Origin of the sequence: Fulvivirga ligni (assembly GCF_021389935.1) — a bacterium.
Classification (GTDB): domain Bacteria; phylum Bacteroidota; class Bacteroidia; order Cytophagales; family Cyclobacteriaceae; genus Fulvivirga; species Fulvivirga ligni.
In genome coordinates, this window is sequence record NZ_CP089979.1 from 1244609 (window position 1) to 1259077 (window position 14469).

Here is a 14469-nt window from a genome sequence, read left to right on the forward strand (position 1 = left end):
GATTGATTCTTACAAACGCCCGCTTGGGTAATTGTACGACCTTTGCTTCATCTTATTAGAATTAAAAAGTAATTAAAGATGAAGACAGACAATCAAAAAATAGCAGTTGTAACAGGTGGTAGTCGCGGACTCGGAAGAGATATGGTTATCAACTTGGCAAAAAAAGGTTTAGATGTGATTTTTACTTATCACAGCAATAAGGAAAAAGCCGATGAAGTAGTGGCGGAAGTTCAGAATATAGGACAAAAGGCCATAGCTTTCCAGCTAGATACCAGCGACATTTCTCAGTTCGATGGCTTTTTCGAAAAAGTAGGTTCACACTTAAAGGAAAATACAGGTAGCTCTAATTTCGATTATTTGGTAAACAATGCTGGTACAGCGCTTTATTCGCCGTTTGCACAAACTACCGAGCAGCAGTTTGATGATATTATGAATATCCATTATAAGGGTGTATTCTTCCTTACTCAAAAGGCATTGCCATTAATGAATGATGGCGGCGGCATTGTGAATATTTCTTCCGGATTAGCTCGCTTTGCCATGCCAGGATCTTCCACTTACGGGTCTATGAAAGGAGCTGTAGAGGTGCTTACCAAATATTTGGCTAAAGAGCTGGGTGGTAGACAAATTAAGGCTAATGTAGTGGCTCCAGGTGCTATTGAAACAGATTTCGGAGGAGGCCATGTAAGAGATAACAAGGAAACAAATCAGATGGTGGCTAATTCTACGGCGCTGGGCAGAGCCGGAGTGCCAGAAGATATTGGTGGCGTAGTAGCTTTCCTTTGTACAGAAGATGCCAGATGGATCAACGGACAGCGCATTGAAGTTTCTGGCGGTATGAATATCTAATAAATACGTTTTGGTCAAATAATTGCTGAGGTTGTTTTATTAAATATAATTAATTCTATATTTTTCAATAAAATAACCTCAGCGATTATGATTAAAAAAATGATTCTTTGCACCTTGCTCTGTGTAGTTATGGGCAAGGCTTATTCTCAATTTGGCGTTAGTGCTCATCAATCTAACATACCCTTTGTAGGGCTGAGTTATGAAATAAATAATACATTCTTACCTGAGCTAAGGATAGGCATGGATTCTTATTTAGACGATTTGAGTGTAGAGCTAACGGCCAGTTATATCTATGCGAAGAATGAAACTGTAAATGGCTATGCAGGCATAGGTTACAGAGTAAATGTTTTCGAAGGTGTTGTAATTCCGATTGGAATAAATATTTACCCATTCGAACAGAAGCATTTTGGTTGCCAAATTGAGCTTGCGCCTATTCTGGCAGAAGATGATAGTATTTTGAGAGGAAGCTGGGGTATCAGGTATAGATTTTAAAATAAAGAGGTTGTATCAAATGTGGAGCTTGTCTGCCACGTTTGATGCGACCTCTTTACTATTCGATGTTAAATCAAATTAGTATGTACCGCTTCTGGATACATCAAATCCGCTCATAATATCTGATACGGCTTTCATAGCATCGGTATCTTTTACCGTATAATCTTGTTTAAAGGCACCATTCTCAAGTCCTTGCCATATGGTTTTTCCAGTAGTATAATCTGTGGCAGTTATTAATAGCGTACCTCTGTCGGCTTGCATGGTTTCGGGTCTTTCTATGCCAGTTGTAGGCTCTGCTCTGTTATCGAAATCTCCTTTAATATTTCCTTCCCTGTTAAATACTATATAAGAAATCAATACATCAGGATGTTTAGGGCTGTATTTAAAATTTCTGTCAATCATTTCTTGTTTTATGGAAGTTTTGATTGACTCATTGGCTTCCGTTCCCGGGTATTTCTCATCAGTGAAAATATAAACGCTCTGCATATTTTCACTTTCTACAATTACAGCTTCCTGTGTGCCAGGTTCCTGATCTTCATTCGGGTTTATAAAGGCAAAAGTACGGTAGGTTTTGTCTATAGATCCTGCAGCTTTTTCAGTGTGAATTTGTTGTGCATAGGCTGAGATAAAAAACACGCTCATTCCTAGTGCTAATATTATCTTTTTCATAACTAATTTACTTTAGTTTTCTTTAAATAAATTCAATGAAAAGATTAGAAAAAACCATGCCTGATTTAAACGGGCGTTTAATGGTGTAAAATGCTTATTATGAAATAATTGAGTGGATTTTTTGAGAATTTTAGGGCAAGTTTTTACACACTAAAAATGGGTGCCAAACGGCCTATTTTTTATCGCTGTGTCCCAGGTCTCTTTCAGGGTCAATAATATCTCTAATCAGCTGCTTTAATTCTTTAGATTCGGGGAATCTTTCCGCTTGTTTTCTGGAGAAAATTAGCTCGTTATCTAGCCATACTTCAAAGATACCTCCAGTGCCTGGTTGAAGTGCTACTTCACTCAAATCTGTATTAAAAGTAGTAAGTAATTCCTGAGCGATCCAGGCGGCTCTGAGCAGCCAGCGACATTGCGTGCAGTATATGATGGTGACTTTTGGATTCATGGTGTAAAAATAAAGGCTCTCTGGGATATGAGAGCCTTTGGCAAACTAATTAATCTAATATATCAAACTTAAAAATCTTTGGTTTCACCTATTTTCATAAGTACTAATTCTTTGCCGCTTTCTTTAAATTGCTTTACAGCATCTTCGTGATCAATTTTTATCACCTCCATGGTGTCATAATGTACTCCTAATACTTTATTACACTCCACAAAGTCAGCTGCCACTATGGCTTCTTCTACGCCCATGGTCAAATCATTTCCGATAGGTAAAATAGAGAAATCTAATTTGAAGAATTGAGGTATCAGCTTCATATCCATAGTTAAGGCAGTATCTCCCGCATAATAGAAGGTTTTTTCGCTACTGCTGATAACAAAACCGCCAGGATTACCGGCATAGCTGCCATCTGCAAATGAGCTGGAATGTATGGCCGTAACATATTTCACTCTACCAAAATCAAAGTCATAATATCCGCCATGGTTCATCGGGTGTACATTGTCCACGCCATTATTTTGCGCCCATGTCACAATTTCAAAGTTTGAAATGATTTTAGCACCCGTCTTCTTGGCTAGTTTTATGGCATCGGCTGTGTGGTCCTGATGACCGTGGCTGATCAAAATATAATCAGCTTCTATACTATCTATGTCTATATCTTTTGCCTTTTCATTGGGAGTGATAAACGGATCGAACAGTAATTTCTTCCCTGACACTTCCACTGAAAAACAAGCATGTCCATAATACGTGAGTTTCATAATATCTGAATGGGTTTTTAATATTAAATATTAAATTTTTTAAATTTCAGAAACACACAAGTGCTTCTATAAAATCAACTGATTAGGGATGGAATAGTTATGCCTTTTACAAAATTTAACGTTGACTTAATTTTTACATGGAAAGCAGAGTAATCACCATTATTTCAAATATCAGGGCCACGGGTTGGGTAACTATATTAATTTTTGCCTGCACTACTTATTATGCGCTTAACAACGGCATTTTAAGCATTATGATGATGAACTTTACAAGTCAACTTAATGAAGATACTCAGAAGGATTCAAGCGTAGTAGAAATGATTCAACTTTCAGAATATTTCTTCATAGGTTTTTTTGCTGTGCTGATTTTGAGTGTTATAGGTTTGTATATTGGTTACGGACTTTTGAAAATAAAGAAATGGGCCGTAATAGGATTCAATTAATCTCCGTTATTATAGTGTTAACCGCACTAGGTAGTCTGGCTTACTGGATATATGCTACTCATCAATTGATGCGGAACATGGATGTGATGATACCGGTTAGGAATTTTAGCATAATCTCTATAGGAGTATTTGTATTGCTCTGCTGCTGGTTGGTGACCAGGACTAACCTCATGCTTTTGAAAAAGGAATATCGATTGGAACTACATTAATTGCTATGGTAAATATTCAGAATCTTGCAGAAGTAGTCTATGATGAGCCCCAAAGGGTGAAAAAGTACTTTTTTATCTATATTACCAGCGGACTCCTTAATATTCAGGTTGATGATAAGCTACTTCAAGTAAAGCCCATGCAAGTGCTAACTATTACTTCAGGTCAATATCATTTCATAAAGCCTCATCAGCAGGTAGAGGGCTTTCTTTTAGATTTTACCTTAGATTATATGGCTAAGAATGAGCAAGATATAGAGCTAATATTCCAAAACAGCCTTTTTTGCCATTTCGATTATAATGAGATCATCACTATCAACCATCCTGACCATATACTTCAGCAGCTAAAATTGATTACTAGAGAGCTGGCTGAAATGCCTTTTCAATATCTCACTTCGGTGCATGCCAGAATAGAACTTTTACTGGTGGAAGTAAATCGTGCTAAAATTGAGAATGGAGAAGAAGTTTGGAAGCCAACTGCTCTATTTCTCACTTTTCTAGAATTTGTCAGAAACAATTTTGAGCATAATTATAGCCTTTCTGAAATAGCTGCTCAGTTACAAACCACTGAGTTAAAGCTTAATGAACAGGCCAAGCTTCATGCTGGTAAAACTGCTCAGAACGTAATCTATGGCTTAGTGATTTCAGAGGCCAAGCGTATCATTCAATATGAAAACTTGCTGATGAAAGAGGTGGCTTTTCGTCTTGGTTTTGAAGACCCTCTTTATTTTTCTAAGTTTTTCAAGAATCACACAGGCGTTTCCCCTAAAGAATATGCTGCCGCTCTAGAATCTTCCATGTAATACTCAGGATTCTCCATTTCCTCTGTGGCTATTAAGCGGCACTTTTGCTTTGTCAATAACCAAAAATCATTATCATGAACATTCAGAATTATATAACCCATAGTGAAGCAAAAGAATGGCAGCCATTAATAGAAAACGGTGTTTACTATCACGGTCTTTTTGTGAAATCACTCCGATTTGATGAAGCTACTCAGCGCTCAAAAACAATTTTATTGCGTTTTGATGCCGGGGCCAGTTATCCCTATCATAACCACCCGGCCGGAGAGGAAATCTTTGTGCTGGAAGGCCAGTGTGAGATACACGGTGAGAAACTGAAAAAGGGTGACTTTTTGTATACCCCGCCTAGCGGTAAGCATGGTGTGAAAAGTGAGATAGGGTGCACGCTGCTACTCTCTATACCTGAAGAGGTGGAGCTTCTCTCCGAATAGCATCTTGCTTTAGACCACTTATGGCTCAAAATATACCACACGCCAGGAAAAGTGGTCTAAAAGGAGGTTAGATGAGTTAATATAGTCATTAATCATCTAACCTATTCCTACCTATGAAACAGTTCATCGTATTAATCATTTTGCTCTCCGCAGGCTCTATTTCTTATGCTCAAAAAGCCGATACTATTGTGGTAACGGCCAAAACGCTCAACATTAAAAACCTGAAGCCGGGGAAAAGTCATTACTTGCTTTATTTTTCAGATTTAAATGAGCAGAATCACAAAAATTTAGAATTCTGGACCCGGACCGTAAGTTTCAAGAACTGGTCTGGAAAAGAGATTATCGAAATCTCTCAGAGTTGGGAGAGTAGAGATTCAGTTTATCACACTGCCATGTCTGTTTGTGATAAGAAAACCTTTGGTACCTTATATCAGGAAACCTGGTGGGGCATGAAAGAAAGAGGTACCTATAAGGCAGAAATTAATTTTGAAGATCGGAAGGCAATAATTCAGGGAAAAGATTTGACCTCTGATACTTCCTCTGCCATGGCCAAAGAATGTCTTGCTGCTTTTGATCAGGCTCGCAACGAGTATAATCTCAATTGGCATCTTGATCTGGAAACATTTGCACTACTTCCACTGGCTGAAAATAAGGTGTTTAAAATCAATTTTTACGAAGCTGGATATCCAACTCCTCCTAAATGGGAGACCTACGCTGTGGTTGGCTCCAATACTTTTACGGGCTTTAATAATGTGCCTGTAGATTGCTGGCTGCTAAAGCATGTGACTGACCAGTCAGAAGAGGTGTTTTGGGTGAGTAAAGAAACTCATGAGGTCTTAAAGCTGAAGCAAAAACAGGGAGATCAATACCGATTTAAGATAAAACTTGAAGGTATTTAGTAGTTAAAATATTGATTCATTGAGGCTGAGTTCCTATTTAGGTTAAAAAAGGCTAGTTTAAAAGCCTCAATGAATATAACAGACGACCATATCGCTCTTTTAGGAGCCATTCATGATGCTGAGGGTCAGTCACTAAGCGTGGCTGAATTTAGCAAGAAAGAAAATCTACCATATGCTGCCATTAACCAGCTGATGCAGGAACTTGAGTCTTTTGATTTAGTGGAGACTGAAGAGGAGGCAGGTGTGTTTTACCTCACGACTTATGGATATGAGTATGTAGAAAACTATGATCGAGGGGGCGTAGCCAAACGTAAGAAGGAAGTTTTTCAAGACTTTGATCAGCTGAATGATGCGGTGGAGAAGATTGGAAGTAGTAAGGCTATGAGGTATACTTCGTTTTGGCTTTTTGGCTTCGCTATCATCTTTACCCTGGCACTTGTTTTTATGCCAGATCTATTCAGTCCTGATAAGCCTGACATACCTGATCTCAATTTAGAAAACATCCAACAACAAGTAGATTCTATTAGAACATCTGATTCTTTAAATATCCCTAATGAATGAAAGCAAAATACGGATTAATTGTTTTGATAATCGGCTACTGTATTGATTTTATCGCGGCAATAGTAAAGATCTTGCACTTAAAAGGTCCGGAGATGTTGTTTATGATAGCTTTGGTTTTTAAAGTGGTAGGAGCTTTGACATTGCTATATAAAATAGTTACTTATCCCAAATTCAAAGAATTCTTTAATCACTAATGAACATTACCATTTCCGAAACCAGAGATATACCTGTGGAGCGAATTCTTGATTTGTACAAAGCTAACAAATGGAGCTCTGCCGATAAGCCGGAAGAACTGTACAAAGCTCTGATGAATTCTCATGGCCTGGTTTCTGCCTGGGATGGCGACACCCTGGTGGGCATTGGCAACGCTATTTCGGATGGTTATCTGGTGGTGTATTATCCGCACCTATTGGTGCTGCCGACATACCAGGGCAAAGGCATAGGTCATATGATCATGAATAAGATGCAGGAGAAATATTCAGGCTTCCATATGCAAATGCTTACTGCCGATGGCAAAGCCATAGATTTCTATAAAAAAGTTGGCTTTTCAAGAGCCGGACAAACCGAGCCCATGTGGATTTATAAGGGAAATGAGCATTAAAACCTAAACCTATGATAGCAAGAATATGGCATGGCCGAACCAAAGCGGAGCATTATGAAGAGTACACGGCATTCACAAATGCCACAGCTATTCCCGACTATAGCGGCACCGAGGGATTCATAAAACTAAGCTTCCTTAGACGCCTGGACGGTGATGTAGCACATTATACCCTGATCACCTATTGGGAGAATATGGAGGTAATAAAAAACTTCGCCGGCGAAGATTACGAAAAGGCCAAATACTATCCTGAGGATAAGGATTACCTACTTGAGTTTGAAGAGAAAGTGATTCATTATGAGGTGTTTGCAGATGGTGACTTATAGGAGAATTAAAAAATTTATTATTATAATAATTCTAAATGATTTTGTTTAGATAACTTGGGTTTTAATTAACTTCCTTAAATGATAGCTCATGCGACGATTGCTCCAGAATGAAAAACTTAGCATATTCTTAATATTCTTAGGGCTAATAATTATCGTATTAGGCATAATTAGCTTTTTGTGGCTGAATTTCAACTTAAGATTTGATAAATCCATAAATTCGGAATTGTTTGCTCGGTTTGGAGATTTTATAGGTGGAGTTGTTGGTTCAATTTGGGCATTGGCGGGTGTTATGCTATTTTATATAGCTTTATCAGAGCAAAGAAATGATTTCAGAACTAATAGAGAGGCGTTAGACTTACAAATCAACGCCCTAAATCAACAGATTAAAGAATTTCAACTCCAGCGTGCAGAGCTTACTTCGAGTCGCAAAATATATGAAGACCAGAGCAATACCCTTAGAGTTCAGCAGTTTGAATCTAATTTCTACTCGCTCTTAAATGTTTATCTCACAATAAAAAAAAATTTAAACGAGATAGATAAAGATGGTGATTTTTTTAAAAGCCTACAGGAAAGGCTTCTAGAAAATTATGATATTTCTAATTTGTCTGTATATGAATTGCACAATGGTCTAATTAAAAAGTATATGCAATTGTATCAGTTTCAAAGAGGGCATTTGTCTCACTATTTTAAGGCATTTTATAGACTCGTTAAAATTATTGAATCAAATAAAGTATTAAGCGATAATGAAAAGATTTTTTATGCCAAAATTTTAAGGTCTCAATTGACTGACTACGAACAGTTAATTTTATACTATAATTCTCATTCGATCTATGGAACTAAAGCTCGCTCACTGATACTTCAATATAATCTTCTTAAACATGTCCCAATGTTTCATAAGCCTGAATTCCATCAATTCAAAAAAGAAGATTATCATGATTTACTTCAATTTAGTGATAGATTAACTTATTTCCTTATTAAACATATTAATTCTTCCTATGATGTTGATAATGAAGTGCTAAAAGTTGAAGAGGAGTTTGTGGTATTCAAATGTATAGTTGGAATATATTTTGAAGAAGCAATTGATTTGAAGGTTTTTTGTAAAAAGGATATTAGAGACAATAACATTCAATTAGGGGAAGATGACTTTCACGAGTTTTTGTTTTACTTTTTGCACGATAGATTAGTATTCAGTACCTATTTGGATATTACAAAAGTTAGAATTTCTAAGTTTAAAACTGAGGAAGATGAGCTAAAAATTTTTGGTTTACGTATTGAATCCGACTCTCAACTTATTCTAAATCATGACAAGATCAGCTAATATAGACCAAACATTAAAGGCTGAAGAATTCAGAAAAATTTTTCAATCCTCATTAAGAATTATAGCAAGAAGTATGTCTGTTAAGACACTTTTAAGCGAGAGGAACTTAAAAAGAATAGATTACAGTCCATACTATCAGCGTAATTATGTTTGGGATAAGGCGAAGCAAACATTTTTTATTGAAAGTGTAATACTTGGAACTGAGGTCCCTCCTTTAATTCTTTTTAAGATGGGCGCCAAAATTGAGGTTATTGACGGGAGGCAAAGGTTTGAGACTCTAAAGAGATTTAAAGAAAATATCCTGACATTAAGTATTAAAGGATTAAAGGAATTGCAAGTACTCAATAAACAATCATTCAATAAATTATCTGATGTAAATAAGGATACATTTTTGACCTCTAATATTAGAGTGTTTGAATTTGAAGTGATAAATCACCCTAATTTGACCGATGAAATCATTGATAGAGTTAAAAAGGAAATTTTCAGACGCTATAATACCGGTATAACACCTTTGACACGCGACGAACTTGATAATGCCAAGTATGATAGTGATGAATTTTCGGATTTATTTAAAAATGATTTGAAACATGATTTTGAGCTTTTAGAAAATTTCAATAAGTGTTTCTTCCCTAAGGAAAATGTTAGCGAAAAGGGTAATAATGATGGTTTAATATCGAAAAACATTGACCTAATTAGGAGGTTTAGAATTTTATATAAATTTCCAATTTCCACTTATGCCAGAGGTTCTAATAGAACAGAAATCATTGACTTATTATATGATTTTGCTCAAAATAACACGGAAGACGTAACTTATGAGTATATACAATTTAAGTCTACTATTTTAACAGTTCTGAAAATTTTCAACAAATTAACATCCTTAGATTCAGAGTTAGCAAATAAATATATTTACGAATGTTTATGGTGGGCGATTACGATTTTACAAGACGCCAATATTGAGTTTGAATATGATTTAATCAAATTTAAAAATTTTTACTCAGGTAATATTGACAGTTATTCACAGGATAATAGTCACTATTATGGAAGTATAATAAAACGATTCGAAAATACCAGTCAATTATTTGAAGACCTTTTTAATTATGAATTTTCTTCCTTCATTCGAAATAGTAAATTTAAAGAACAATTGGTTAAGTTGAGGCAGACTGAGGAAGATTCAGCTCAATCCATTCAAGAATTATCTAACCTTAGATTACATAAACCTAATCCTACCTCTACCCCAATTGATGAGATAAGGAATGATCTCAAAACTACTAGATACTTATTACGCCCATCTTATCAAAGACAAGAGAAAATTAATGAGCTGAAAGCTTCTGCTCTAATAGAGAGCATACTGTTGGGTATCAATTTACCCCCATTGTTTATTTTTAAGCGAAAAAATAAAGTTAAGGAGGTGGTTGACGGGCAACAAAGATTATTATCTATAATTGGTTTTTTAGGAGATCAATTTCACAATGAAGATGGGAAATTGACTTACTCAAAGAATAATAATTTTAAATTAAAAGGCTTACGAGTCTTAACCGATTTGGAGGGGCGCAGATTTAGTGAATTGAGCGATTTACAGCAAGATAAAATATTGGATTTTGTTGTTGATTCTATAATTATTGAGGAGGATATGAATGAAGGGTTTGATGAGGTTGATTTATTTATCCGATTAAATTATAAGCCCTATCCTATTAAAGCTAATTCCTTTGAAATGTGGAATTCTATTGTTGATCCAGATGTGGTTAAGAGTATAAAGGATGTTACTAACGCAGAACATATAAATTGGTTTTTTTTAAGAGAAAGAAAGGAAGGTCGGCCTGATCGTATGTATAATGAAGAGCTGATTACAGTTCTTTCATACATACATTTTAAATTTGAAAGTGAGGACGTTATAGGTTTTTTCCCAAGACAAGATCGCATAACCTGCAGATTGAAGGATAAAAAAGGCTTAAGTGATTTTTTGATAGAATTAGACAATACTGCAATTGATAAAAAATTATTTTTACAATCAATTCATACAACTAAAAAAATGATTTCTAATTTTGGGTTGTTGTTTCATGAAGAAATAACCAAGGATATTCTTAACGATTTTTTAAATGTAAAAAAGGCCAAAACCTATAAGCGTTCTCTTCAAGATTTTTATGTTATATGGCTTGTTTTATGTAGTGTGAGCCCGACAGCCTGTGTTTCAAAGCAAAAGGATATTTTACTAGATATTCAACAATTGCTGGTCATTGTGAAAAATACCAACGATGACACAGTTGATAATACTTACTTTGCGAATTTTGAGGGTCACCTTAGAGAGATACAGGGGAAATATAGGTCATAAGCTCTGTTAATTTCATATGAGCCGTTTGTAGTGTTCCGACAGGTTCACTGCAAATTACAACATGAATTAGAAGTCTCTGACTTCGCTACATCGGCTTCATTAATAGAACTCTAACCACAACCACTCAGGTCCACCAAATGATCTCAGCTTCCGCTTATTGAAAAAGTATCTGGTTAATTATGCATTGAATGTTATATTACGAGAGTATTTAAGAAAACCGCTGATGAATTCACTTGAACCACGACAGATTGATAATGCCAAATTAGCCGCAAAATATGAGCAGTTTAAATCTTTGCTCCAAGAGCTGGATAATCGTGAGCTGTCAGAAGAAGTGTTGGAAGTGGTTAATAATGAGGTGAATACCATTAATGCATCTACAGATAAGGGACTTCATAAACATCTTACAGGAGCCAAAACCAGGATTTTCAGAAAGCTGATGACCGTGCATAAGTTGGTGCCTAAAAATTATTATAGAACCACCTGGTTATTGTTAGGGATGACGGCTTTAGGGTTGCCATTTGGAACGGCTTTCGCCTTGTCTCTGGGAAACACTGCTTTTATAGGGATTGGTTTGCCTATTGGTATGGCGCTGGGAATGGCCATCGGCGCTAAGATGGATAAGAAGGCTGAAGAGGAAGGTAGGCAGTTGGGTTTTTCGGTTTGATCATTAACAGTGTAATAATCTCACCCTCTCCTCGTTCCAACTGAATGCAAAATACTTTACAGGCTACCCGACAGAATAATAGAATTCAATCGCTTGATTTTTTACGTGGGCTGGCGGTGCTGGGAATATTGCTGATCAATATTGAATCATTTTGCTACCCTAATCCATGGAGCTCTTATGAATATGGATATCAGTCGACACTAGATCATGATGTTCGGTTTTTGGTTTATTTTCTGGCTCAGGGCAAGTTCTTTGGAATGTTTTCACTCCTTTTTGGAGTAGGGTTTTACATCTTTCTGGACCGACTGGAGGCTAAGGGAATCGGCTTAAAGGCTTTGGATATCTATGCCCGAAGGCTGCTGATATTATTTCTTTTAGGTGTAATTCACGCTTACTTTATTTGGGATGGTGACATATTGTATCATTATTCCATTTGTGGATTTCTACTCTTTCCCTTTCGCGCTTTTACCGTGAGGAAGCTGCTCTTTATTTTGCTGGTACCTGTTTCTGTTTTATCATATAACTCCATTTCTAATATATTGAGCAGGCAGGATCAACATCAGAAATATGTAGAAGCTTCCAGTGCTAAAAATCCTACCGAAGAGCAGAAGAAAATAGTGGAAAAGTGGATTTCCAGAACATCCCGGAAAGAAGGTCACATTGGTGACATAGAAAATCACCGGCAAACTTACTGGCAAAGTGTGAAGGCCAACGCTGAACATACTAAAGTGCATAAAGGCGAGGTGATGTATTCCGGCATACTGTTCCGCACCCTGATCATGATGATTCTCGGTATCATCTTATACAAAAGTGGCGTGTTTAGAGATTATCACTCTGTAAAATACTACTGGCTGATCACCGCGGCCGTCACTGCTTTTGCCGTTTATGTTAACTACATCAGATACTACCACTGGACATACCAATACTTTGACCCAGTGCTCAGTGTATGGAAAGAATGGCTTTTCACCTTTCCAAAAGAAACCATGGCCCTTGCCTATATTCTGGTGTTCAACGGACTCTACCAGAAGTTTTCAATATTCAAACGCCTGATACCAATTTCCCTGGCAGGCCGAATGGCCCTCACCAACTATATCACCCAAAGCATCATCTGCGGATTAATATTCTATGGCTATGGCTTTTCCCTCTACGGCCAACTGGCTCGCCATGAGCTACTTTACATAGTCCCCTGCATTTGGATGCTACAATTAATCTGGAGCTACTTCTGGTTCAAAAAGTTTGAATACGGGCCATTAGAGTGGTGCTGGAGGAGGTTGACTTATTCGGGGGGGGGGGTGGGGTAAGCATTAGTTTATCTCAGGCTCGTAATCCTCTGGATTGACATTTTTTTATATTTTACGCTTAAAACTTCGTTAAATGAATTTAAAGCCTTCTTTCTTAGAATAAAGAGAGTTTGGGAGATAGGGCAATGAAAATTTGTTTAGACTAAAAACAGGCTTAGATCTTCTCCAAATCCTCTGAAAATAGATCATTGAAAACCTTGTCATGATCTTTAAAATACTGAGGGTATTTAAACACCTCATCAGAATAAAATTCTTTTCTCTGCTGAAGTTCTACCAAGTAATCCGTGGAGTGAACTAACTTTTTTATCAGAGGTATTTTTATACCGATAATACCCGATACAAAATTACTAGTCTCATCCTCTGACATCCTAGCTACATCTTCATTGACTTTTTTAAGTTCTTTGTATCTTTCAAAAAACGGAAGCACTCCGTTCAAAACAATCTTTTCAACCACGGACATGACCGTTCTATAAGAATATTCATCGTTAATCTCTGTATCGAGGACTTTGTAATCAATACCATTGAGTGTTTGGAATGACTTCTGAATGGTTGTATTGCCGTATCTCTGATCAATTCTATGTTTATCCAACAGGATATTTAATTTATCCTCAACTTCATTAAAGTAGATGTCAGCAGATACACTAGTGAGATAAAAGCCATGTGGTGCGTAATCTTTGTAACTGAGGGTAATTGTCTCTGTACGATATTGCTCTTTTCGAACGAACAAATAAGCCTGAACAGCACTCTTTAGTTTAAAGCCTTCAATTTGAAGGGTACTTATGTGGTTATTAAAGTCTGCTTTGTTATAAATCATTCTATTGCATTTTTTCAATCCCTTCACCCCCCTCGCTGGTGCGAGCCTCAGGCTCGTATCCCTCTGCACATTAAAGTAATCAAAATCTATTGATTAAACCTACATTGCTTAAAGTCCGAGCTAGAACCTCGAACTAGCGATTAATAAAAAAGCAATCCCGCTGGTGCGAGCCTCGGGCTTGTATCCCTCTACACATAAACTAATCTACTCCCATCGTATTCCGAGCAAATGCTCTTGCTCATGATAAGTCGTAGGACCGCTGCGCTTAACCTACGACCAGTGGGAGACTGCGGGAAGGCGACTGCTAGTGCTGCTAAATATAAAATTGAACAGGTTTAGGGTAACTAGTAGAAGGTAAAGTATTTATGCCTAAACACTTTATAAACATATTATAAATTACAAATGAAAAATTCTTCTCCCGCTGGTGCGAGCCTCAGGATCGTATCCCTCTACATAATAAAGTACTCAAAATCTTATTGATTAAATCTACAATGCTTAAAGTCCGAGATAGAAGTTCACCCTCCTCAGAGTCACTCGCAGAGGACTCTGAGGTCCTTCTATTGGCAAATGATCAATAT

18 protein-coding genes are annotated in these 14469 nt (G+C 36.8%); 14 read left to right on the forward strand and 4 right to left on the reverse strand.

All coding sequences use genetic code 11. From position 1 onward, the window contains the following. Positions 1–78: 78 nt before the first annotated feature. Complete coding sequence (locus tag LVD16_RS05535; protein WP_233772896.1) at positions 79–846, forward strand: SDR family NAD(P)-dependent oxidoreductase; 768 nt, start codon at positions 79–81, stop codon at positions 844–846. A gap of 87 nt (positions 847–933) precedes the next feature. Then, a complete protein-coding gene (locus LVD16_RS05540; RefSeq protein ID WP_233772898.1) occupies positions 934–1338 on the forward strand; it encodes a hypothetical protein in 405 nt (134 codons plus the stop codon). A gap of 78 nt (positions 1339–1416) precedes the next feature. On the opposite strand, the gene LVD16_RS05545 is transcribed toward LVD16_RS05540, so the two are convergent. From LVD16_RS05545 to LVD16_RS05555, 3 genes are all read right to left on the reverse strand, one after another. Beyond that, complete coding sequence (locus LVD16_RS05545; RefSeq protein WP_233772900.1) at positions 1417–2007, reverse strand: DUF4136 domain-containing protein; 591 nt, start codon at positions 2005–2007, stop codon at positions 1417–1419. Positions 2008–2179: 172 nt separating this feature from the next. Continuing rightward, a complete protein-coding gene (locus tag LVD16_RS05550) occupies positions 2180–2455 on the reverse strand; it encodes an Rdx family protein (RefSeq protein WP_233772903.1) in 276 nt (91 codons plus the stop codon). A gap of 68 nt (positions 2456–2523) precedes the next feature. Beyond that, positions 2524–3204, reverse strand: coding sequence for a metal-dependent hydrolase (locus LVD16_RS05555; protein ID WP_233772905.1), 681 nt, complete (start codon positions 3202–3204; stop codon positions 2524–2526). Between the two features lie 137 nt (positions 3205–3341). On the opposite strand from LVD16_RS05555, the gene LVD16_RS05560 reads away from it, so the two are divergent. The 12 genes from LVD16_RS05560 to LVD16_RS05615 all read left to right on the forward strand — a co-directional run bounded on the left by LVD16_RS05560 (position 3342) and on the right by LVD16_RS05615 (position 13077). Continuing rightward, positions 3342–3644: a hypothetical protein gene (locus LVD16_RS05560; RefSeq protein WP_233772907.1), complete on the forward strand. Its 303-nt coding sequence runs from the start codon at positions 3342–3344 to the stop codon at positions 3642–3644. A gap of 214 nt (positions 3645–3858) precedes the next feature. Beyond that, positions 3859–4653 carry a helix-turn-helix domain-containing protein gene (locus LVD16_RS05565; protein ID WP_233772910.1) on the forward strand — a complete coding sequence of 265 codons (795 nt, stop codon included), beginning with the start codon at positions 3859–3861 and terminating at the stop codon, positions 4651–4653. A gap of 74 nt (positions 4654–4727) precedes the next feature. After that, the gene (locus LVD16_RS05570) at positions 4728–5081 is read left to right on the forward strand and encodes a cupin domain-containing protein (protein ID WP_233772912.1); all 354 of its coding nucleotides are present in this window, start codon (positions 4728–4730) and stop codon (positions 5079–5081) included. Between the two features lie 113 nt (positions 5082–5194). Further along, a complete protein-coding gene (locus LVD16_RS05575) occupies positions 5195–5980 on the forward strand; it encodes a DUF3108 domain-containing protein (protein ID WP_233772914.1) in 786 nt (261 codons plus the stop codon). A gap of 69 nt (positions 5981–6049) precedes the next feature. After that, entirely contained in the window at positions 6050–6541 is a 492-nt protein-coding gene (locus LVD16_RS05580; RefSeq protein ID WP_233772916.1) for a hypothetical protein, read from the forward strand. Continuing rightward, positions 6538–6735, forward strand: a complete 198-nt coding sequence (locus LVD16_RS05585) for a hypothetical protein (protein ID WP_233772918.1) — start codon at positions 6538–6540, stop codon at positions 6733–6735. Before LVD16_RS05580 ends, LVD16_RS05585 begins: the two co-directional genes overlap by 4 nt. Then, positions 6735–7142, forward strand: a complete 408-nt coding sequence (locus LVD16_RS05590; protein ID WP_233772920.1) for a GNAT family N-acetyltransferase — start codon at positions 6735–6737, stop codon at positions 7140–7142. The genes LVD16_RS05585 and LVD16_RS05590 overlap by 1 nt, the downstream gene beginning before the upstream one ends. Positions 7143–7153: 11 nt before the next feature. Beyond that, on the forward strand, positions 7154–7465 hold the full coding sequence (locus LVD16_RS05595; RefSeq protein ID WP_233772922.1) for an antibiotic biosynthesis monooxygenase family protein: 312 nt from the start codon (positions 7154–7156) through the stop codon (positions 7463–7465). An 88-nt stretch (positions 7466–7553) separates the two neighbouring features. Beyond that, a complete protein-coding gene (locus LVD16_RS05600; protein ID WP_233772924.1) occupies positions 7554–8783 on the forward strand; it encodes a putative phage abortive infection protein in 1230 nt (409 codons plus the stop codon). Then, positions 8767–11112, forward strand: coding sequence for a DUF262 domain-containing protein (locus tag LVD16_RS05605; RefSeq protein WP_233772926.1), 2346 nt, complete (start codon positions 8767–8769; stop codon positions 11110–11112). Before LVD16_RS05600 ends, LVD16_RS05605 begins: the two co-directional genes overlap by 17 nt. 223 nt (positions 11113–11335) lie before the next feature. Continuing rightward, a complete protein-coding gene (locus tag LVD16_RS05610) occupies positions 11336–11776 on the forward strand; it encodes a hypothetical protein (protein ID WP_233772928.1) in 441 nt (146 codons plus the stop codon). A gap of 44 nt (positions 11777–11820) precedes the next feature. Continuing rightward, positions 11821–13077 carry a DUF418 domain-containing protein gene (locus tag LVD16_RS05615; protein ID WP_233772930.1) on the forward strand — a complete coding sequence of 419 codons (1257 nt, stop codon included), beginning with the start codon at positions 11821–11823 and terminating at the stop codon, positions 13075–13077. A gap of 154 nt (positions 13078–13231) precedes the next feature. Here LVD16_RS05615 and LVD16_RS05620 read toward each other — a convergent pair whose 3' ends face one another. Beyond that, positions 13232–13891: a hypothetical protein gene (locus tag LVD16_RS05620; RefSeq protein WP_233772932.1), complete on the reverse strand. Its 660-nt coding sequence runs from the start codon at positions 13889–13891 to the stop codon at positions 13232–13234. Positions 13892–14469 lie beyond the last annotated feature (578 nt).